Source organism: Arthrobacter sp. H14 (genome assembly GCF_000520495.1).
In the GTDB taxonomy this organism is placed as follows: domain Bacteria; phylum Actinomycetota; class Actinomycetes; order Actinomycetales; family Micrococcaceae; genus Arthrobacter_C.
In genome coordinates this window covers 102,372-122,164 of sequence record NZ_KI914655.1, presented here as the reverse complement: position 1 = coordinate 122,164, position 19,793 = coordinate 102,372, and the positions used below count along the sequence as shown (strand labels likewise).

22 protein-coding genes are annotated in these 19,793 nt (G+C 61.6%); 11 read left to right on the top strand and 11 right to left on the bottom strand.

Features of this window, described 5'->3' with window-relative positions:
* Window positions 1-754 (top strand): lipoyl synthase (locus Y707_RS25600; protein WP_081744833.1); only part of this gene is annotated, 754 nt, incomplete at its 5' end.
* 95 nt (window positions 755-849) lie between these two features.
* Window positions 850-1,620, top strand: coding sequence for a DUF4191 domain-containing protein (locus Y707_RS0112385; RefSeq protein WP_026535335.1), 771 nt, complete (start codon window positions 850-852; stop codon window positions 1,618-1,620).
* Window positions 1,621-1,672: 52 nt separating this feature from the next.
* On the opposite strand, the gene Y707_RS0112380 is transcribed toward Y707_RS0112385, so the two are convergent.
* Window positions 1,673-2,110 (bottom strand): RDD family protein, encoded by a 438-nt coding sequence (locus Y707_RS0112380; protein WP_026535334.1) that lies wholly within the window; start codon window positions 2,108-2,110, stop codon window positions 1,673-1,675.
* 199 nt (window positions 2,111-2,309) lie between these two features.
* On the opposite strand from Y707_RS0112380, the gene glnA (Y707_RS0112375) reads away from it, so the two are divergent.
* Complete coding sequence (glnA, locus tag Y707_RS0112375) at window positions 2,310-3,734, top strand: type I glutamate--ammonia ligase (protein WP_026535333.1); 1,425 nt, start codon at window positions 2,310-2,312, stop codon at window positions 3,732-3,734.
* Between the two features lie 5 nt (window positions 3,735-3,739).
* On the opposite strand, the gene Y707_RS0112370 is transcribed toward glnA (Y707_RS0112375), so the two are convergent.
* A complete protein-coding gene (locus Y707_RS0112370) occupies window positions 3,740-4,816 on the bottom strand; it encodes a tyrosine-type recombinase/integrase (protein WP_253905155.1) in 1,077 nt (358 codons plus the stop codon).
* Entirely contained in the window at window positions 4,813-5,331 is a 519-nt protein-coding gene (locus tag Y707_RS25595) for a helix-turn-helix domain-containing protein (protein WP_035781517.1), read from the bottom strand. Before Y707_RS25595 ends, Y707_RS0112370 begins: the two co-directional genes overlap by 4 nt.
* Here Y707_RS25595 and Y707_RS33265 point away from each other — a divergent pair.
* The 5 genes from Y707_RS33265 to Y707_RS0112340 all read left to right on the top strand — a co-directional run bounded on the left by Y707_RS33265 (window position 5,294) and on the right by Y707_RS0112340 (window position 8,049).
* The gene (locus Y707_RS33265; RefSeq protein WP_333782846.1) at window positions 5,294-5,647 is read left to right on the top strand and encodes a helix-turn-helix transcriptional regulator; all 354 of its coding nucleotides are present in this window, start codon (window positions 5,294-5,296) and stop codon (window positions 5,645-5,647) included. The genes Y707_RS25595 and Y707_RS33265 overlap by 38 nt on opposite strands.
* A 737-nt stretch (window positions 5,648-6,384) precedes the next feature.
* Window positions 6,385-6,660, top strand: coding sequence for a hypothetical protein (locus tag Y707_RS0112355; protein WP_026535330.1), 276 nt, complete (start codon window positions 6,385-6,387; stop codon window positions 6,658-6,660).
* Window positions 6,657-7,304: a hypothetical protein gene (locus Y707_RS0112350; protein WP_026535329.1), complete on the top strand. Its 648-nt coding sequence runs from the start codon at window positions 6,657-6,659 to the stop codon at window positions 7,302-7,304. Before Y707_RS0112355 ends, Y707_RS0112350 begins: the two co-directional genes overlap by 4 nt.
* 2 nt (window positions 7,305-7,306) lie before the next feature.
* Window positions 7,307-7,684 carry a hypothetical protein gene (locus Y707_RS0112345; protein WP_026535328.1) on the top strand — a complete coding sequence of 126 codons (378 nt, stop codon included), beginning with the start codon at window positions 7,307-7,309 and terminating at the stop codon, window positions 7,682-7,684.
* On the top strand, window positions 7,672-8,049 hold the full coding sequence (locus tag Y707_RS0112340; RefSeq protein WP_155852946.1) for a hypothetical protein: 378 nt from the start codon (window positions 7,672-7,674) through the stop codon (window positions 8,047-8,049). Before Y707_RS0112345 ends, Y707_RS0112340 begins: the two co-directional genes overlap by 13 nt.
* Window positions 8,050-8,261: 212 nt before the next feature.
* Here Y707_RS0112340 and Y707_RS0112335 read toward each other — a convergent pair whose 3' ends face one another.
* The 4 genes from Y707_RS0112335 to glnA (Y707_RS0112320) form a co-directional block, all read right to left on the bottom strand.
* Window positions 8,262-8,891: a DUF8453 domain-containing protein gene (locus Y707_RS0112335; RefSeq protein WP_026535326.1), complete on the bottom strand. Its 630-nt coding sequence runs from the start codon at window positions 8,889-8,891 to the stop codon at window positions 8,262-8,264.
* A 590-nt stretch (window positions 8,892-9,481) separates the two neighbouring features.
* Entirely contained in the window at window positions 9,482-9,805 is a 324-nt protein-coding gene (locus Y707_RS0112330) for a cupin domain-containing protein (protein WP_026535325.1), read from the bottom strand.
* 53 nt (window positions 9,806-9,858) lie between these two features.
* Window positions 9,859-12,879, bottom strand: a complete 3,021-nt coding sequence (locus tag Y707_RS0112325; protein ID WP_026535324.1) for a bifunctional [glutamine synthetase] adenylyltransferase/[glutamine synthetase]-adenylyl-L-tyrosine phosphorylase — start codon at window positions 12,877-12,879, stop codon at window positions 9,859-9,861.
* The gene (gene glnA, locus Y707_RS0112320; RefSeq protein ID WP_026535323.1) at window positions 12,880-14,220 is read right to left on the bottom strand and encodes a type I glutamate--ammonia ligase; all 1,341 of its coding nucleotides are present in this window, start codon (window positions 14,218-14,220) and stop codon (window positions 12,880-12,882) included. It lies immediately after the preceding gene.
* A gap of 119 nt (window positions 14,221-14,339) precedes the next feature.
* Between glnA (Y707_RS0112320) and panB the strand changes: the two genes are divergently transcribed.
* Window positions 14,340-15,191 (top strand): 3-methyl-2-oxobutanoate hydroxymethyltransferase, encoded by an 852-nt coding sequence (gene panB / locus Y707_RS0112315; RefSeq protein WP_026535322.1) that lies wholly within the window; start codon window positions 14,340-14,342, stop codon window positions 15,189-15,191.
* A 72-nt stretch (window positions 15,192-15,263) separates the two neighbouring features.
* Here panB and Y707_RS30710 read toward each other — a convergent pair whose 3' ends face one another.
* Entirely contained in the window at window positions 15,264-15,428 is a 165-nt protein-coding gene (locus Y707_RS30710; RefSeq protein ID WP_155852944.1) for an SPOR domain-containing protein, read from the bottom strand.
* Window positions 15,429-15,497: 69 nt separating this feature from the next.
* Between Y707_RS30710 and map the strand changes: the two genes are divergently transcribed.
* Complete coding sequence (map, locus tag Y707_RS0112305; protein WP_026535321.1) at window positions 15,498-16,376, top strand: type I methionyl aminopeptidase; 879 nt, start codon at window positions 15,498-15,500, stop codon at window positions 16,374-16,376.
* A gap of 74 nt (window positions 16,377-16,450) precedes the next feature.
* Window positions 16,451-17,284, top strand: coding sequence for a polyphosphate--glucose phosphotransferase (ppgK, locus tag Y707_RS0112300; RefSeq protein ID WP_035781511.1), 834 nt, complete (start codon window positions 16,451-16,453; stop codon window positions 17,282-17,284).
* 53 nt (window positions 17,285-17,337) lie between these two features.
* On the opposite strand, the gene nrdR is transcribed toward ppgK, so the two are convergent.
* The 3 genes from nrdR to Y707_RS0112285 form a co-directional block, all read right to left on the bottom strand.
* Complete coding sequence (gene nrdR / locus Y707_RS0112295) at window positions 17,338-17,880, bottom strand: transcriptional regulator NrdR (protein ID WP_026535319.1); 543 nt, start codon at window positions 17,878-17,880, stop codon at window positions 17,338-17,340.
* A 114-nt stretch (window positions 17,881-17,994) separates the two neighbouring features.
* Window positions 17,995-19,344, bottom strand: coding sequence for a histidinol dehydrogenase (gene hisD, locus Y707_RS0112290; RefSeq protein ID WP_026535318.1), 1,350 nt, complete (start codon window positions 19,342-19,344; stop codon window positions 17,995-17,997).
* A 35-nt stretch (window positions 19,345-19,379) separates the two neighbouring features.
* Window positions 19,380-19,793 (bottom strand): hypothetical protein (locus Y707_RS0112285; protein ID WP_026535317.1); only part of this gene is annotated, 414 nt, incomplete at its 5' end.

The window sequence follows — 19,793 nt, the reverse complement described above, 5'->3', positions numbered from 1 at the left end:
CCCCCGCCGCTGTGATTTCTGCCAGATCGATACCGGAAAGCCGTCACGGCTCGATGTCGCCGAACCGCGCAAGGTCGCGACATCCGTCAAGGCGATGGAGTTGCGCTATGCCACCGTGACCGGTGTTGCCCGGGACGACCTCGAGGACGAGGGTGTGTGGCTGTATGCCGAAACGATCCGGGCGATCCATACGATGAACCCGGGTACCGGCGTCGAAATTCTTATTCCCGATTTTTCCGGCAAGCCTGAGCTCATTCAAGAGGTTATCGACGCCAAGCCGGAGGTTTTCGCCCATAATGTGGAGACCGTGCCCCGGATCTTCCGCAGCATCCGGCCCGCCTTCCGCTATGAACGCTCCCTTGATGTCATCACCCAGGGCCGGGACGCGGGTATGGTCACCAAATCGAACCTGATCCTCGGCATGGGCGAGACCCGCAAGGAGGTCTCTGAGTCGTTGCGGGACCTGCATGATGCCGGGTGCGACTTGATTACGATCAATCAGTACCTGCGGCCAAGCAACCGGCATCACCCCGTTGACCGCTGGATTAAGCCGCAGGAATTCATCGAAATCCGTGACGAGGCCGAAGAGATTGGATTTCTTGGCGTTATGAGCGGTCCACTGGTCCGGTCCTCCTACCGCGCCGGCCGGTTGTGGGCAGGAGCCATGCGGAAGAAGGGGCTCGAGTTGCCTCCCGAGTTGGCGCACATCCAGGAATCGGGCTCAACTCTGCAGGAGGCAGCCAGCCTCGTGTGAAGTGCTGCCGGGGGCTGCCAAACGGTGCAGAACGCCTGCAAATGCCTGCCGGTCGTCAACCACCCGCCGCCTTATCCCGTAGAATTGATAGCACTATGGCCAAAAGGACTGACTCAGACGTGACCAACGCCGACGCTGGCGATCCGAGCCGGAAGCGCGGACTCTTCAAGCGCAAAAACAAGGCGGACAAGGCGAACAAAAAGCCCGGGCGCATGAAGCAGATGCGGGACGTTTTCAAGATGACCCGCCGCCACGATCCCAATGTGGTCTGGCTGATGCTACTGGCGTTCCTGGGAATCGTTGCCGTTGGTCTGGTCATCGGTCTGCTGATCAACAACTGGATCACGGCGCTCATCGTCGCCCTTCCGCTGGGACTGCTGGCTGCCATGTTCATCCTGTCCCGACGCGCGGAAAAAGCCGCGTTTGCGCAACTTGAAGGGCAGCCGGGTGCGGCCGGAGCGGCCCTGAGCACCCTTCGGCGCGGCTGGATCACCGAAGAACAGCCGGCCGCCGTCGACCCGCGCAGCAAGGATGCCGTGTTCCGCGCCATTGGGCGTCCCGGCGTCGTACTTGTCAGTGAAGGACCGCCGCACCGGGTCAAGCGCCTGATCGACGGCGAACGCAAAAGGTTGAGCCGGATTTTGCCGAACGTGTCGATTCATGTCATCCAGACCGGCGACGGCGAAGGCCAGGTTCCGCTGAGCAAAGTCTCCCGACGTATCCAGAAGATGAAGAAGGAACTGACGAAGCAGGAGGTGCAGCAGGTCAGCAAGCGCATCTCCTCGTTGGGCAACAAACTGCCTATCCCGAAGGGGATCGATCCATTCAAGGCACGTCCGGACCGAAAGGCGGCCCGCGGCCGCTAGGGTGCGCCATTCAAAGATGTGTCTCTCAAGCTGCAGCGCCGGAAGTGCTGGTTTAGATCCGTACGAGTACGGTTCCCACGCTCCGGTCGTGCAGGCCGCGCTGGTCGGCGTCGAAGATGACTGCCGGGATGAGCAGGCACAGCAATACCGTCCGGATTCCCACTGCGATCGGACCGGCCGCGCGCCCGTCAAGCCTCTGCACCTGGATTCCGAGGATTCTGTGTCCAATGGAATATCCGAGCGTTCCCACAAGCAATATCTGTTCCAACGCGAAGACCGTCAGAATCGCCCACTGATTACCGCCGAAAAACGCCACAGCTATCAAGTAGCTCAGCGACCAATCGATGATCAAGGCGACTGCCCGTCGACCGACACGCGCCATGGAGCCGGGCCCGGATTGCGGACGTCCGAGGCGCTCCCCGGGCCATTTCTGGATGTCACCACCGGGTGCGCCGGCCAGCCAGGAACCAAGATCGTTTCTATCAACCACACAGTAAGCCTAGGCTAAAGGGAGGTTGATAGAGGACGTAATCTGCCGGAAACAATTCCGACACCGGTTCGAAACCACCGCCGCCTAGGCTGGAGACATCGTGCTGGTCGTCGGGACGTATTCAAGCACGAGCTAAGCCTGGCGGGACGGTTTCCCACCCCACCGGCCAACACCCTTTATCTCTAAGGAGCAAATTTCGATGTTCAAAGATGCGGACGAAGTCCTCAAATACATCGCCGATGAAGACGTAAAATTCGTGGATGTCCGGTTTACGGACCTTCCCGGCGTCCAGCAGCACTTCAATGTACCGGCCGCCAGCGTCGATGAGGAATTCTTCGTCCATGGCCAGCTCTTTGATGGGTCGTCCATCCGGGGGTTCCAGGGCATTGCCGAGTCGGACATGCAACTCATTCCGGATCCCACAAGCGCCTACATCGACCCGTTCCGCATCGAGAAGACTCTCGCGCTGAACTTTTCCATCGTCAATCCGCGCACCGGGGATCCATACCACCGGGACCCGCGCGGTGTAGCAGAGCGGGCCGAAGCCTATCTAGGTTCCACCGGTATCGCCGATACTGCGTTCTTCGCCTCTGAGGCAGAGTTCTACGTCTTCGATGACGCGCGCTTCCAAACGACGCCGGGCCACACCTTCTTCAAGATCGACTCGGAGGAAGCCTGGTGGAACTCGGGACGCGAGGAAGAAGGCGGCAACATGGCGAATAAGACCCCCGAGAAGGGGGGGTACTTCCCGGTCGCGCCGGTTGATCACCAGGCCGACCTGCGGGACGCCATGTGTATGGAACTTGCTGCGGCCGGTCTCGAAGTTGAACGCTCCCATCACGAAGTCGGGGCAGCCGGACAGGCCGAGATTAACTACAAGTTCACGACTCTTACTGCTGCGGCTGACGATTTGCTGAAGTTCAAATACATCGTCAAGAATGTTGCCCATGCTTGGGGCAAGACCGTCACGTTCATGCCCAAGCCCGTCTTCGGCGACAACGGTTCAGGCATGCATTGCCACCAGTCACTGTGGAACGGCTCGGAACCGCTGTTCTACGACGAAACAGGCTATGCCGGTCTTTCCGACGTCGCCCGCTGGTACATTGGCGGCCTGCTCAAGCACGCGGACGCCGTCCTCGCTTTCACGAACCCGACGGTGAATTCATACCGCCGTCTGGTCAAGGGTTTTGAAGCTCCGGTCAACATGGTGTATTCGCAGGGTAACCGCTCCGCGGGAATCCGGATCCCCATCACCGGTTCCAACCCGAAGGCGAAACGCCTTGAATTCCGTGCTCCTGATGCCTCCGGCAACCCGTACCTCGCATTTGCCGCGCAGCTGATGGCCGGGCTGGATGGGATCAAAAACCGGATCGAACCTGCGGACCCGATCGACAAAGACCTGTATGAGCTTCCTCCCGAGGAGGCCAAAGATATTCCGAAGGCCCCCGGCACGCTCGAAGAAGCCCTCGTTGCGCTTGAGAACGACAATGAGTTCCTGCAGGCGGGCGGCGTTTTCACTCAGGACCTGATTGACACCTGGATCGCATTCAAGCGGGAGAGTGAAATCGCTCCCCTGATGCTGCGTCCGCACCCCTACGAGTTCGAACTCTACTACGGCGTGTAGCTAGATCACTGGGATGTAGCGGCCTCAGTCCGCACAGAGTCCGCACGAGCTGTCAGAACGTCCTGAATCGCGGCTCGTGCGGACTCGTCTTTGTCCGGCCACATGTGACCGTAAGTGTCCAATGTCGTCTTGGCTGACGCGTGCCTCAGACGGGCCTGCACCGTCTTGATGTCCAGCCCGGCCGCGATGAGCAGCGACGCGAAATAATGGCGCAGATCGTGATACCGGAAACCTTCCGGCAGACCCTCCACAGTGGCGCGTGCCGTCCTGAATGCTGTTTCCAGTGTGTACGGGGCGATGGACCTGCCGAACTCCCCAGTGACGAGCGCAGTGGTTCCCCACTTCACCGGGACCCGGTTTAGGTCCGTGGCGAGATCCCGCGGAATCGGGATAGGCATTCTGGAAATCTCGGTCTTCAATGGTTCGGACGGGTACTGCACAGACGGCGTGATGATGCCGCGCATGAAATCGACGTCACCGGTCCGGAGGGCGACGGCTTCAGCGACTCTCAGACCGGCGAACGCGGCCAGCAGGACGGCGGGGCGCATACTGTCGGGCATGGCGTCGTGCAGCGCCCAAACCTGCGCCGTGGTGGCAACATAAGGCCGTTGCTTCCCTGCGCCGGGAGACGTCCGGCGGCTGACCGGGGAACGCGGGATGATCCCGTCATGCACGGCGTCCGTCATGATCTGCCCCAAGCGGCTGTGCAGGGCGTACACCGTCGAATCGGCGTAACCCTCATTCTTGAGTTTCACCGTCCATGCACGTACCTCCGAGGGGCGCAGCTGGCCTAGCGGCCGGTTACCGAACGCGGCGACAATGTGCTTCGCATGGGTCCGGGCCTGCCGGACGGTCGAGGATCGTTTCGTGCCGTACCCGTGCAGCCACGTCGCGCACCACTCCCCCACGGTCAGCTTCGCCGTCTTAGGGTCCACGTAATCCCCGCGGACCACCGACGCTGTAACCGTGTCCATCCACTTCTGAGCATCGAGTTTCCGGGGAAAATGGCGCGCGTGCTCTTTACCGTCGCCGTCCCTGTACCGGGCACGCCACATGCCATTAGGGCGCTTCGTGATGCTCACTTGTCCACCTCCACACCGGCGCTGCGAACGGCGTTGATAAACGTCATCCGCTGATATTCGACTTCCGCCTGATAGTCGATGGCGGCATCAATCTTTTCTATCAACTCTTGACGGCGTTCACGTGCCTCTGAGTCAAGCTCGAACAGCCGCATGGTTGCGTACTCCATATCGACGGTTAGCCCGTCGGTTGGCATGTAGAACACGGCCGCGGGTGGCATCCCGAAGACCTGCGCCAAAGCGAACGCTTCGGCTACCCGCAGGGGGCGTCGCCCCTTCTCCAGCTTGGCAACGTTGGTCTGATGCAATGGGACGCCCAACGCGGCGAGCCTGTCGGAGACATCCGCTTGCGTCCAGCCGTGTTCCTCCCGGAGCGCCCGGAACTTAGCGCCGATGATGCGCTCAGCGTCGTACATCGTGGCGCCGGTCTGTTGCCGGGTCGCATGGTCTTGATTGTTGGTTTGTTCCCTGAGTCTGCGCATGGTTGCTGCATCTCCGCTTTCCGTTTCGCCGTTCATAATTACAGCTTACGCCCGACGTGCTACACCCTCAAGCGTCAACCGTTGCCATCGAATTACAAAAGTGCCACGCTTGACCTTAGACGCGTTGATTAGAAGCGCACATAGCAAGAGGAATGGAATCATGGCAGTTATCGCACTCCTGACTCTCCCGGAGACGGCTGAGGCGCTGAGGAAAAGTCAGGCACAGCTCCGGTGGATGATTCATAACGGAACTGCGCCGCGATCCGCCTTGATCGGTGGACGGAGAATGTTCCGTCAAAGCGACGTTGAAGCATGGGTTGACCAGCTGTTCGACGCGGCAGCGGAGGCGTAGGCGGCGGCAATGACTTGGACCCGGATAGATGACGACTGGACCGACATGCCGGTACTCGCAGAACTCGACTTCGCGGACCGCTGGCACCTGCTCGCCATGATCCAGTTCTGTTCCCGGACACAGCAGTATGACGGCATCCTGAGGGCCGCCGACGCCCGTAGATGCTCCGATCATCCGGACCCCGGCACGGCCATCCAGAACCTTGTAGATCGTGGTCTTGTGGCCGCTGAGGGTGAAGGGTTCAAGCTGACCATGATCGAGGATCATATGCCGCCGCCGTCGGTCCGGGCCGCGTCGGCTCAGACGAAGGTGAGAATGCAGCGGTCGCGTGCTCATAAAAATGGTGACCATAGGTTCTGTCTGCCTGCCAACTGCGGGAAGGCTCCCAAGGCTGCAGATCCGGATGGAGACGGCAACGTTACGCATCCGGTTACGCGTCCGGTTACGCGTAACGTTACGCCGCCGGTGACGCGTAACACCAGTACGGTACAGCACAGTACGGATACGGCTACAGATACAGGACATTCTTTAGACGTGAGCACTTCTCAAAGTGAAGCTGAAGCTCAAGCTGTCTGGGATTCCACACCATCCAAAGATCGTTTCGCCTGCACCACTTGCAGTCAGGGCACGCTGACCGACTCTCTGGTGAAGCGGGGCAAGACCAGTTGCCGGGATTGCGAGCATCACGGCCGGGCAGGGGTTCAAACGGTGGCATTACACAAAGGAGAAGAGACACCATGCGGGAATTTGGATACAGCCCAAGAGACACCGAGACTGACGAAAGGCTCAAGAAGCTAAGGCAGGCGGTGAAGCGGGGCCGGAACATCCGGAACCCGCCGTACTTGGCTGAATGCATGAGGGTTCGCGTCGATGGGAGCATGGAGCAGGTTGCGGAGCTTGACGCCCTCGTGAGCCGGTCCGAGAGCAAGCGCAAGCAGAAGCCGAAAAAGCAAACCGTTGATGAGATGCTCGGCGGGGCGTTTGACCAGGCGTTTCGAGGCGGTCGGCAGTGAATCCCAAGGCACCCAAAAGCACGACGATGACCGCGGGTGAACTCAGAGCGGCCATCACGTCGGCAGTCGACGCCGAGCTTGAGCGGATCGGTACAGCTGAGCGCGAGAGCAGGGCAAGGATTGAGGAGGCGCAGAAAGAGCACGCTGCCGCCATAGCCGAGTGGAGGCCTAAAGCGGCGGAAGCCCGGGCAAAGCTCATGGCGGCACCGGAACCGCCGGAACCGCCGAACCTGCTCGAAGAACGCCGGTTAGCACACGATCTGCTCATGGAGCGGGGCAAACTGGCGGACCGGCGACAGCAGGCCATGCGGGAGAGCGCCGGGCGCGTTGAGACGGAATGGCGGACGGTACGCCCGGAAGTCGCTGAGCGGGCCGCTAAGGCGCTGGAACCACTCTGGGAGGTGCTGGGCGAGGTAGAGGCGTGGCGGAGCCTCCTACAGGCCGTACGGTCCGCGCAGGAGCACACCGACGGCAGGCGCGTCATCAACGGGCCGTCCGCGCGGATGCCGAAGCGGGTGGATCTGCTCGACGCCGCGGCGCTCGCGGAAGGCAGGGACATCATGCGGCCGGTGGAGTTCCCTCCCCGCGATGACCGGGCGATGAGCAACGACGTCGGTACGGGATTCATCCGTGGAGGGTCGTAGACATGGCCGAGAGTGGCCGGTTATCCCAGAAACAAGCCAGTGCGCTGGTGGCACTGGCTGTCACTGCGAACGTCCCGGACGCGGCGAAGCAAGCGGGAATCGGCGAGAGAACATTACGGCGCTGGCTGGCCGACGATGACCGTTTTGCCGGCGCCTACCGCGAGCAGAGCAGGTCCGGGGCGGGGCAGGCCGTATCCGCGCTACTCAGCGCTCAACTGCAGGCTGTGGAAGTCCTCCGGGCCGGGCTGACGGCGGGCGGCGCGGCGGACCGTATCCGGGCGGCAAGCCGGTTGCTCGAATTTGGGTTGAAAGTCCGGGATCTGGACATCGAGGAACGGTTAGCACAGCTGGAGCGGAAGGCAGAGACGTGGCAACGATGAAGCGGCGGCGTCTAACCGCGTTGGAGAGCCAAGCAAGGTTTCTTGCACCGGTAGCGGACGGGTTCACGCTGGCCGATTGCGGGGAACTCGGGCTGTTGGTTGCCGCGGCGCTTGAGGCTTACGACGACGCCGCGGCGGACCGGACCCGTACCCTCGAAGCGTTCCAGCTGATCCGCGTGATCTCGTATGCCGCGGATGTCATGGCGGGCGACCAGCGGCGGATGGCGGTAAACCGGGACGGACTAAGGGACCTATTCGCCACCGAGGAACCAGAGCCGGGGCATGCACGCGTCATGTGGACCGATCGGAAGCCGCCGGAAGCGCTGGAATTGTTCCGGTTCCTTGAATCTGAAGGCCACTTGTGAGTACCCGGGCGGATCGTGACCCGGGACCGGTCCGGCGGACCCGTCGAGGCCGTCTTTTACGCCGGACGAATTGCGACAATGGGTTATGACGTCCGGGACCAGCCCGGGCAATGTGGTCCGAGGTCAAGCATCCGGATGAGGCCGAGTTGGTTCGGTTACCTTGGAGCAGCGGGCACTGTAAATGTTCGACCAACTGTTGCTCACGGTTCCGGTCACCGTCGGAGCTCTCCTATAGCTGCAGCGAGAACGCCGAGCATTTTATGTGTGTCCTTTTGCTCGTCCGAAAGTGATTCCTTGACGTTCGGGCCTTTTGCAGGGACCGGGGCAAACAGAAGGCCTACGACATCAAGGGCGTATATGTCTTGATATTCGCGTCCTGCATCGTCTTCGTAATCGATCACCAGCGTAGCTTGCTCGGGCATCCCTGCTGGTTTGGTCGTGCCATCTGACCACTCGTGACCGGATTCAAGGCCCAACCTCCAATAATTTCGAAGGCGGGCTTTTGGTGGAACGGTGTGTTTTGCGTTTAAGAAACGTGCTAGCTTTTCTGCTACGTCGTCCGGCTTGCTCGGGAATTCTGGACACGTAAACTGCACGTTGCGTGCAGTGCTGACGCCTGTGTTCTCGATAACGAGGTCGAATTTCGCTGGTCCGGAGAGACTGGGAACGAGTGAGGCGAATATGTACGGTCGAGTTTGGGCAAGGCTGTCACTTTTCATTTGGTCGAGAGTCTTTCTCGCGGTATGCCACGCGGTGAAGGCGCCGATCACCAGCCCTACGGTGGCTACTGCGGTGAGGCAGGTACCGATCATGGTCCAAAGAAGTATGGTGTTGTTGGTCATTCCCTGACCCTATACAGGTTGTGGAGGGAAACGGCGGCTAATCTTGATAACGGGAGACAACTAGAATGCTCAGTTCTCCAGTGTGGCTCCGGCGGGAAGGCTACCTGTGAAGGTTGCTATGGCACCTCTCAGGACTTCCCGGAGTTGACTAAACTCTTGACGGTATGCAGTGCGTTACCGTTTGTAGGTATCCCACAAATCAGCTGGTCCGCCGATACGGCACCCCGCCGATACCGCTCGACAGAGGAAGGTGACGACATCGCCACTGGGATGCGATCAGCCCTTCGAGGGGACGTGGAAGCAAGTGGGCCGAAGGTGTTGGCCAGCCTTGACCATGCCCTAGGACTGACCTTGCCGAGTCCGCAGCCAGTCCGCAGCAGGTCCGCAACAGCACAGTTATCCACAATCACTGGCAACCACGAAAGCCCGGAATGACGGGGATTACAGCAACTGCCAATCACCGGCAATTAGGGCTTGAGAGTTCGAACTCTACTACGGCGTCTAGCCTGCGTAGCAAGCTTTGCCCCGGCCGCTGTGGCCGGGGCAAGGCTGCTTAACAGGTTGTTAGACAGGCACGTGGGCCGGCGGATTCAATCCAGTGCCGTCACCGCGGTGAGCAGGAACACGGAGTCCTCGTTCGCCTCCACTGAGTGGCGTTCGTGCACCAGCATGGCCAGCTCACCCTCGCTGATGGAATTCCGTCCACTCGCGCTAACCACGGTGATGGCGCCTTCGAGTACATAGACCGAAGCCGCGACTGGAGCATTATGCTCACCAAGCTCGGCGCCGCTGCGCAGGGCAATGATGGTTTGCCGTAATGGCCCATCCTGGCCAAGCAGCACGGCACTCCGCCCGTGTGTGGCTTCCCTCGCGAGTGCGAGATGTTCATCGGCGAGCTGCGCAATATCGGTCATGGATTCTCCTGCCGGATCCGGTGCTGTGAACTCAGCCTAACCGGTGCCGGCCGCTACCCGCGGAAAAAGTGCTTTTCGAAAATCGCGCGCGCCCGGCGGGTCAGGCGCAGATAGTCTTCCTCAATGACGGAAGCCATTCCCGCCTCGTAGCCGCACCAGCGGGCGACAGCTTCCAAATCCCGGCGGGAGGATGGCAACAGGTCCGACGACTTGCCGCTCCAGATTACGTTGGCCGAGCGGATCCGGCTGGCCAAGTGCCAGCTGTCCGTCAGGATGCTGGCTTCGTCTTCCGGCAGCAGTTCCTCGGCGGCGGCGACCTTGAGGGCTTCAATGGTCGACGTCGTCCGCAGACCCTCGATGGTATGCGCGTGTTCCAGCTGCAAGAGTTGAACCAGCCATTCGACGTCGGATAATCCTCCTCGTCCGAGCTTGAGCTGACGTGCCGGATCTGCACCGCGGGGGAGTCGTTCCGCTTCCACCCGGGCTTTGATCCGCCGGATTTCCCGTTCGTTCTGTTCGCTGAGTGTCTCTGGATACCGAATTGGATCAATTAACGCGATGAAGTCGCGGCCCAGTTCGTCGTCGCCGGCAACCGGCCGCGCCCGCAGCAGTGCCTGGGCCTCCCAGATCAGGGACCAGCGGCCGTAGTACTCGCGGTAGGAGGCCAGCGAACGGACCATCGGCCCGTTTTTGCCCTCCGGCCGGAGGTCAGCGTCGACTTCCAGAATCCGCTCCGCCTGGATAGGCGGTGTGCAGCGCTGCTTGAGCAACGCCGTCGTCTGCGACACTATTTTTTCCGCCTGCTGTTGGGCAGCCTCCTTGGCCGCACCCTCAACGGCCCGGTGCACAAACAGCACATCCGCGTCGGAGCCGTAACCGATTTCCCGTCCGCCCTGACGGCCCATGGCAACGATGAGCATTTTGGTCCGGACCTCATCGCTTGAATAAACCGACTCTTCAGCCACATGCAGGGCGCCCAGCATCGCTGCCCGGTCAGTGTCGGCGAGGGCCTGGCCAACCTCGTCCTGGCGCAGCAGTCCTGAACTGTCGGCGATGGCGATGCGGAGGATTTCCCGCCGGCGGATCAGCCGGATAAGCCGGATGGCGTTGCCCGGGTCGTCGTGCCTCCGGAACTTTGCCTGGACTTCCTGCCATTGGGTGTCAAAGCTGCGCACGGCCAGTTCATGGTCGGAACCAAGCCACTTCACCGCTTCCGGCGAGACTTCCAGCAGGTCCGTGATGAAACGGGAACTTGAAAGAATGTGGCACAGACGCTCCGCGGCAGCAGCAGAGTCCCGGAGCATGCCCAGATACCAGGGACTGGTACCCAACGCTTCGCTGATCCGGCGGAAACCGAGCAATCCCGCATCCGGATCCACGCCCTCGGCCAGCCATCCCAGCAGGACCGGCAATAGTTGCCGCTGCAGTGCTGCACGCCGGCTGATGCCCGCCGTCAACGATTGAATGTGCCGCATGGCACCCTTAGGGTCCTGGTATCCCAAGGCTGCGAGCCTCGCGCCGGCCGCTTCCGGCGAGAGTCTGGCGTCCTCGGCACTTAGGTGGGCAGCCGTGGCCAGCACCGGACGGTAGAAGATGCGTTCATGCAGCCGCCGCACCGCCCGCTTTGTCCGCTGCCAGTTCTCCAACAGGGAGTCGGCACTGGGCCGGGCAGTGCCGAGTGCACCGACCATGCTGCGGGCAAGGGCACGCCGGGCAGCCTCCTGTTGCGGCATCAGGTGCGTCCGGCGCAGGTGTGCCAGCTGGATCCGGTGCTCCAGGACCCGCAGATACCGATAGGCGAGGTCGAATTCACGGGCGTCGGACCGGCCTATGTAGCCGGCCTCCGACAGTGCCGCGATAGCCGACGTCGTGTCCTTGCAGCGCAGCGTTTCATCCGCCTTCGCGTGCACCAGTTGCAGCAGCTGGACCGTGAATTCGACATCCCGGAGCCCCCCGGACCCCAGTTTGATCTGCCGGCCTTCTTCATGTGCGGGGATATGTTCGGTCACCCGCCGGCGCATCGACTGCACCGATTCGACGAAGCCCTCCCGCTCGGACGAACTCCAGATCAGCGGGCTCAGCACATCCTCGTATCTGCGGCCCAGTTCCATGTCACCGGCGATGGCGCGGGCCTTCAGCAACGCCTGGAATTCCCAGCTCTTGGCCCAGCGCTGGTAATACGTCAGATGCGAGTCAAGCGTCCGGACCAGCGGCCCGTCCTTGCCTTCGGGACGGAGCGCCACGTCGACTTCCCACAGCCCAGGTTCGCTGGCCGCGGAGGAAATAGCGCGGGAGATGCCGGTGGCCAGCGAGGTTCCTATGGTTGCGGCTTTACCGTCTTCCAGGTGCTCGCTTTCGATCACATAGACAACGTCGACGTCGGAAATGTAGTTCAGTTCCCCGGCGCCGCACTTGCCCATTCCGATGACTCCAAGGCGCACGTCCGCGATATCCCCGGGGTCTTGGTGGGCGGCCAGTTCCGCCCGCGATACTGCGAGCGCTGCGTCCAAGGCGGCAGCGGCCAGGTCGGCCAGCTCACGCGCAGCCATCGGGAAGAAGTCCTCGGGCGAGGCAGAACAGACATCCCGGATTGCAAGCTCCGTCAGATGCCGGCGGTACCGGGCGCGCAGACTCCGGTAGGCCTCCTGTCCCACCAGTTTTGCCACCGGTAACGACGCCGATGGGTCGGCCTGAACCGATTTCAGCAGCGAGGAACGTAACACCTCCAGGTCCGTGCCGCTGGGTTCCGGGCTGACCCTGACTTCCAGCACGTCCAGATTTTCGGGGTGCCGGATCAGGAAGTCGCCAAGTGCCTCCGAGGCACCCAGCAGCCGGAACAGTGCCTCGCTGGCTTCAGGTCCCCGGTTGACCAGCTTGCCGAGATCCGGGCTCTTCTCCAACAGCCGCACCAGCGACTGCAGCGCCTGGTCGGGATCGGCGGCCATCGCGAGTCCATCGAAAAGACACGGCTCCTCGATACTGGTCAGTTCCGGCGCCTCGAGAAAGCGCGTGCTTTTCTCCAGATCGGCAAAACCCGCCGCAATTAGTCGGCGTTTGAAGCTCTTTCCGGTCATCTACAGCACGCCAAGATTACGCTTCAGCTCATGCGGAGTGACTTCGATCCGGTAGTCGTGCCATTCCTCGCGCTTATTACGGAGGAAATGTTCAAACACCTGCTCCCCCAGGATTTCCGCCATCAGCTCCGAGTCTTCCAATGACCGGACGGCATCGTGCAGATTGGCGGGCAGCGGATCATGCCCCATCGCCCGGCGCTCCGCCGTCGACAGCGACCAGACGTCCTCCTCCACCCCGGCGGGCAGTTCGTAGCCTTCTTCAATCCCCTTAAGTCCTGCACCCAGCAGCACCGCGTACGACAGGTAGGGATTGGCTGCGGAGTCGATACCGCGGTATTCCACCCGCGCAGACTGTCCCTTCCCCGGCTTGTAGAGCGGGACCCTCACCAGGGCGGAACGGTTGTTGTGTCCCCAGGACAGGTAGCTTGGCGCTTCTCCTCCACCCCAGAGGCGCTTGTAGGAATTGACGAACTGGTTTGTCACCGCGGTGAATTCGGGGGCGTGCCGCAGCCAGCCTGCGATGAACTGGCGTGCCGTCTTGGACAGCTGGAATTCGGTTCCGGCCTCGAAAAAGGCGTTGGTGTCGCCTTCGAACAGCGAAAAGTGGGTATGCATCCCGGACCCGGGATGGTGCGAGAACGGCTTGGGCATGAACGTCGCGTAGCTGTCCTGCGTGAGGGCGACCTCCTTGATGACAGTCCGGAACGTCATAATATTATCGGCCGTCTGCAGGGCGTCGGCGTAACGCAGATCAATCTCGTTCTGCCCGGGACCGGCCTCGTGATGGCTGAATTCGACCGAGATTCCCACCGCTTCGAGCATGCTCACGGCCGTGCGGCGGAAGTCCTGTGCCACGCCACCGGGAACGTGGTCGAAGTAGCCCGCCTCATCAACCGGTTCCGGGACGCCATCGGGACCTGGCTTGGACGACTTCAGCAGATAGAACTCGATTTCAGGGTGCGTGTAGCAGGTGAATCCCATGTCCGCGGCCTTCGCCAGCGCGCGTTTGAGGACGTTCCTCGGGTCGGCCGACGACGGCATGCCATCCGGCGTCAGGATGTCGCAGAACATCCGTGAGGTCTCATCGGTTTCACCCCGCCAGGGCAGAATCTGGAAGGTGGAGGGATCCGGCTGCACCAGCATGTCTGATTCAAAGACCCGGGCCAGGCCTTCAATGGAGGAACCGTCGAATCCCAGTCCTTCGGCGAAAGCTCCTTCCACTTCCGCCGGGGCAAGTGCCACGGATTTAAGCGATCCGACGACGTCAGTGAACCACAGCCGTACGAACCGGACGTCGCGCTCTTCTATAGTCCTGAGGACAAACTCCTGCTGGCGGTTCACTGCTACCTCTTTCCTCGCTATTGGACCCCTGTTCATACTCCTGCCCACACTCTACTAAGCAATCACGCATTTGAAGGAGGACGGTGCAGCCACCGGCGTGGGTCCAGTAGGCTCGATTCATGACCTCCGCCGAAATCCCAGCCCCCTATGGCTCCTCCGGCCAGCAGCCCGGCCCGGCCAAACGGATCCGCACGCATCATTTGCAGCAGATCAAAGACTCGGGCGGCCGGTTTGCCATGCTCACTGCGTACGAACAATACGCAGCACAGATCTTCGACGAGGCTGGGGTGGAAGTTCTGCTGGTGGGTGATTCCGCCGCCAACAACGTCTACGGCCATGCGACAACGCTTCCCATCACCCTGGACGAGATGATTCCGCTGTGCCGCGCGGTGTCGAACGGCGCCAAGCGGTCCTTCGTCGTCGCCGACCTCCCCTTTGGAAGCTACGAGGTTTCCCCGGCACAGGCCATCGAGTCCTCCGTGCGGATGATGAAAGAAGGCCTTGTGAGTGCTGTCAAGATGGAGGGCGGGAGCTTTTACGCCGGACATGTCCGGGCGATGGTGGCGGCCGGCATTCCCGTAATGGCTCACGTCGGGTTCACTCCGCAGAGTGAGCATGCTCTCGGCGGTTACCGTATCCAGGGCAAGGGCGACGCTGGGCAGGCGGTCATCGACGACGCCGTAGCCCTGGCCGAAGCCGGCGCGTTCTGTGTGTTGATGGAAATGGTGCCCGCTGATGTAGCGGCCGCCGTCGACCGGGCGGTTCCTGTGCCCACAATCGGTATTGGAGCAGGAAATGCAACCACCGGACAGGTACTCGTCTGGCAGGACATGATGGGATTGCGGAACGGCAAGTCCCCCAGGTTCGTCAAGCAATATGCGGACCTCAGAGGCGTCATGTCCGCGGCCGCGGCGGCCTATGCGCAGGATGTGCGGGACGGCACGTTTCCCGGTCCGGAACATTCCTTCTAATATCGGGCAGCGCCGTCCGGAACGGGGTTCCGGGCGCGCAACCGGGTATACCTCACCCCGGCATGGCATTGCTCAAAAGTCGTCCTGGGCGTCCCAAGCCTCGTTGCGCTTCTCGACTTTCTCCAACGCCCGCTGCGCCTCGGCGCGGGTTTCGTACGGACCGATGAGTTGCGTCCAGTCCGACTGTGCGCCTTCTTCAACCTCGTGGGTCACGACGTTGTACCAAAAGTCAGCCATGATTCTCCTCAAATAGTTCAACGATCATCTGTCCGCCTGAACCGGGACGAGCCTTATATGATCGATGGTATGCCTCAAAATGTTTCAACCGCACCTATCGGCACACTAACCCAGGGAAAAGTCGCCCCGCTGCGCCCTGTCCCCTCGTCCATTGCCCGCCCCGAATACGTCGGCAAGCCGGCACCCGAAAAATTCGCCGGGTCCGAGGTCAAGAGTGCTGAAACCATCGAGAAGATCCGCGTCGCCTCCAAGATTGCGGCCCAGGCCATTGTCGAGGTTGGCCGCCACATCGTTTCCGGTGTCACGACGGACGAACTGGACCGTGTCGGCCACGAGTTCCTCCTCGATCATCAGGCATATCCCTCCACCCTTGGGTACCGGAATTTCCCGAAATCGCTGTGCTCCTCACTCAATGAAGTGATTTGCCACGGCATCCCGGACAGCACGGTTGTTCAGGACGGCGACATCATCAACATCGACATCACCGCCTACAGGGACGGCGTCCACGGCGACACCAACTACACTTTCCTGGCCGGCGACGTCGACGAGGAGTCGCGGCTGCTGGTGGAGCGGACCCAGGAAGCATTGAACCGCGCTATCCGTGCAGTTGCTCCCGGACGGCAGATTAACGTCATCGGCCGGACCATCGAGTCCTATGCCAAACGCTTCAATTACGGGGTTGTGCGCGATTTCACCGGCCACGGCGTCGGCGAGGCATTCCACACCGGGTTGATCATCCCGCATTATGACGCCGCCCCTTCATATGATCGCCTGATTGAACCGGGCATGACGTTTACCATTGAACCAATGCTTACGCTGGGCACCGTCGAATGGGACATGTGGGACGACGACTGGACTGTTGTTACCCGTGACCGCAAGCGCACCGCCCAGTTCGAGCACACCTTGCTGGTGACAGAATCCGGCGCTGAAATCCTGACCCTTCCCTGACCGTTGCTCCTCACCGGCGTTCACTTGGCCGGACATACCCCGATCACCTTCCACGCCTGACCTTCGGAGAATCCATGCCCCAAGAGAACCATGCCAAGCAGCAAACCGCGGACGAGAGCGGCTCGTCCGGTGCCGGGCCGACGACGGTTATCGGCGTCGACATCGGCGGCACGGGAATCAAGGGCGGCATCGTCGATGTCGAGAGCGGCGCAGTGATCGGTGACCGTTACCGGCTCAGTACACCCAAGCCGTCGACTCCCGAGGCTGTTGCCAGATGCGTCAAAGACATTGTTGACGAACTATCCACTCGGGATACGGCTCCCGCCAATGGTTCCCCGGTCGGCGTGACCTTTCCTGCCATCATCTCGCACGGTGTCGCCCGGTCAGCGGCCAACGTGGATAAGTCGTGGATTGGCACGGACGTGGATTCTTTGTTCACGGACATCCTCGGCCGGGAGGTTGAGGTAATGAACGACGCCGATGCCGCGGGCCTCGCCGAGGCACGCTGGGGTGCGGGCAAAGATGTGGGCGGCGTCGTGCTGGTCATCACTCTGGGAACCGGAATCGGTTCCGCGTTCATCATGGACGGCGTGCTCGTTCCGAATGCCGAACTGGGCCACCTCGAGATCGACGGTTACGACGCCGAAACGCGCGCCTCAGCTTCAGCCAGGGAACGCGAGGACCTCAGCTGGAAGGAATATGGCGTCCGACTGCAAAGGTACTTCTCCCATGTGGAGTTCCTGTTCTCACCGGAGCTTTTCATCATCGGCGGCGGAATTTCCAAGCGAAGCGAAGACTTCCTGCCGCTTCTCGACCTGCGGACCAAAGTCATTCCGGCCAAGCTCAAGAACAATGCGGGAATTGTCGGAGCCGCACTTCACTCCGCGGAGCGCTTTAACCACATCTAGGGGTTTGGTGCCGGTGGTGGCTTCGGCTTCCCCTCCGCAGCCACCACCGGAGTTTATAGAAGCGTGCCTTGTTCCCGGGACGCGTCAGGGGCAGCGTCCTGCCCGGCGGAGCCGGGTGCCGGCATCCGCGGTGCGTCGGCAGCTGCCGCGTCCGCCTCGTGCCGCAACAGCTGGATGGCGGCTTCAAAATCTTCGAGGGACTCGAAGGCCTGGTACACGCTGGCGAACCGAAGATAAGCGACCATATCGAGTTTTTGCAGCGGACCCAGGATGGCGAGACCCACCTCGTGCGCTTCGATTTCCGCTGCACCGCTGGCGCGGATCGCTTCTTCCACTTCCTGGGCCAGCATTGCCAGGTCATCCTCGGTCACGGGCCTGCCCTGGCATGCCTTCCGGACTCCATTGATGACCTTCGCGCGGCTGAACGGTTCTCCGACACCGGAGCGCTTGATCACCGTCAGGCTTGTGGTTTCGATAGTGGTGAAGCGGCGTCCGCAGTCCGGGCATTGACGACGGCGGCGGATTGCGGAACCGTCGTCGGCAATCCGGCTGTCCACCACGCGTGAATCAGGATTGCGGCAGAACGGACAGTACATTGTGTTCCTCGCTCCCCTGTTCCGATGCGGATTCTTGAACCATCATAGAACTACATATAGGTGAATTACAAGAGCGTGATTACCATATCTTGTGGTTTCTCCCGTTTTTCGGATTCAGGAAAACCGTGCGGAAACAGCTTCCCCGTGAGCCGGCAGGTCCTCTGCCTCTGCCAGGTTCTTGATGTGGTCGCTGACTTCCCCTAGGGCATTACGGTCGTAGTTGACCAGCTGCACGGCGCGCATAAAGGTTGTCACGTTCAGTCCGGAAGCAAACGAGGCCGTTCCACTGGTGGGAAGGACGTGATTGGAACCGGCACAATAATCTCCAAGACTGACCGGACTGTAGTCGCCGATAAAGATAGCTCCGGCATTACGGATGCCTTCGGCGACTTCGGCGGCATTCCGGGTGTGGATCTCCAGGTGCTCGGCCGCATAGGCATCGCACACCGCGCTCCCCTGCTCCATGTCGTCGACGAGAATCACGGCCGATTGCCGGCCTGTCAGCGCTTCACGGACCCGGCCGGAATGCTTGGTCTGCAAGGTCCGGGCCGCAACCTCCACCTGGACCTGTTCGGCCAGCGCCGGTGAATCGGTCACCAGCACCGATGCGGCCGCCGGGTCATGTTCAGCCTGGCTGATCAGGTCCGCGGCGATGAGTCCCGGCCGGGCGATGTCATCAGCCAGAATGGCTATTTCCGTAGCGCCGGCCTCCGCGTCGATACCAACGACCCCCTTGACCAGGCGTTTGGCGGTGGCCACGAAAACATTGCCCGGTCCGGTGACGACGTCGACGGGTTCCAAGGCCTCAGCCTCACCGGCGCCCTCCACACCATAGGCGAAGGCGGCCACGGCCTGCGCCCCTCCAATGGCGTAGACCTCCTCGATTCCCAACAGCGCCGCTGCCGCGAGAATGACCGGGTGGGGCTGGCCGCCGTACTCCTTCTGCGGCGGGGACGCGAGGGCGATCGACTCCACGCCGGCGGCGATAGCCGGAACCGCATTCATCACGACGGAGGATGGATATACGGCGAGCCCGCCAGGAACATAGAGACCGACCCTGCGGACTGGAATCCATTTCTGCCGGACAGTTGCTCCCGGCCCGAAGTCCACATCGACATCCCGGGGCCGTTGTTCCTCCGTGAAGGTCCTGGCCCGGCTGATCGATTCCTCCAGGGCTGACCGGACTCCGCCATCGAGGGACGCCAACGCTTCGTTCAGCGCAGCGGCGGGAACCCGTGGATGAGCCTGTTCGACCCCGTCGAATTTCCGGGCGAGCTCCGACAGAGCTGCAAACCCGCGGGTGCGGACGTCGTCGATGATGGCGGCAACCGACGCGGATGCAGCTTCGAAGCCCGCTTCAGCACGCGGGACCGCCCGCTTGAGTTCCGCGTAGCCTAGCGTTCTGCCGCGGAAGTCGATAGTGCGCAGCAGTGAGGATTCCGGGCTTGAATCAGAAAGTGTCACCTTGCCAGTTTACGTGCCCGGCCGGAATACGAGCGTCAGTACCGCAACCCTGTGCGTAACAAGCTGGTGAGTGCGATCGCAAACGTCGTTACGGCCATTGCGGCAGGCCAGATGAGGAGCACGCCATAGGACATCACTGAAAATGCCATGTGTTCGGATGGGGCGGCGTCCGGTACCGGCTGCAACCAGGCGCCGAGCGCTTCGCCGGTCTGCCAGGCAATTATGGAGCCGAGGATCGATCCACCTGCGGCGGCTGCTACCTTCCATGCAGAACCAGGCGTCGATTTTTGACGTGCAACCAACCAACCCGCGGCAATGCCTGCTACGAGTCCAATCAACCCCAGCATCAATTCCCTCGGCAACCACATCTGCGGTACCGAACCGTCGCCGTAGAATGCGCCTCCGGGAGCGCACAGCCACCACAACAGGCCGGCGGGCAGTCCCGCGGC

What these genes read in the sequence shown, in the direction of transcription:
- Y707_RS0112330 (WP_026535325.1), bottom strand. Translation starts at nt 9,805, where the DNA reads ATGACCGATATTGCGCAGCTCGCCGATGAACATCTCGCACTCGCGAGG.
- glnA (WP_026535333.1), top strand. Translation starts at nt 2,310, where the DNA reads ATGTTCAAAGATGCGGACGAAGTCCTCAAATACATCGCCGATGAAGAC.
- Y707_RS33265 (WP_333782846.1), top strand. Translation starts at nt 5,294, where the DNA reads ATGGTTGCTGCATCTCCGCTTTCCGTTTCGCCGTTCATAATTACAGCT.
- Y707_RS25595 (WP_035781517.1), bottom strand. Translation starts at nt 5,331, where the DNA reads ATGAACGGCGAAACGGAAAGCGGAGATGCAGCAACCATGCGCAGACTC.
- nrdR (WP_026535319.1), bottom strand. Translation starts at nt 17,880, where the DNA reads ATGTACTGTCCGTTCTGCCGCAATCCTGATTCACGCGTGGTGGACAGC.
- panB (WP_026535322.1), top strand. Translation starts at nt 14,340, where the DNA reads ATGACCTCCGCCGAAATCCCAGCCCCCTATGGCTCCTCCGGCCAGCAG.
- map (WP_026535321.1), top strand. Translation starts at nt 15,498, where the DNA reads ATGCCTCAAAATGTTTCAACCGCACCTATCGGCACACTAACCCAGGGA.
- ppgK (WP_035781511.1), top strand. Translation starts at nt 16,451, where the DNA reads ATGCCCCAAGAGAACCATGCCAAGCAGCAAACCGCGGACGAGAGCGGC.
- Y707_RS0112385 (WP_026535335.1), top strand. Translation starts at nt 850, where the DNA reads ATGGCCAAAAGGACTGACTCAGACGTGACCAACGCCGACGCTGGCGAT.
- Y707_RS0112335 (WP_026535326.1), bottom strand. Translation starts at nt 8,891, where the DNA reads ATGACCAACAACACCATACTTCTTTGGACCATGATCGGTACCTGCCTC.
- Y707_RS30710 (WP_155852944.1), bottom strand. Translation starts at nt 15,428, where the DNA reads ATGGCTGACTTTTGGTACAACGTCGTGACCCACGAGGTTGAAGAAGGC.
- Y707_RS0112325 (WP_026535324.1), bottom strand. Translation starts at nt 12,879, where the DNA reads ATGACCGGAAAGAGCTTCAAACGCCGACTAATTGCGGCGGGTTTTGCC.
- Y707_RS0112345 (WP_026535328.1), top strand. Translation starts at nt 7,307, where the DNA reads ATGGCCGAGAGTGGCCGGTTATCCCAGAAACAAGCCAGTGCGCTGGTG.
- Y707_RS0112355 (WP_026535330.1), top strand. Translation starts at nt 6,385, where the DNA reads ATGCGGGAATTTGGATACAGCCCAAGAGACACCGAGACTGACGAAAGG.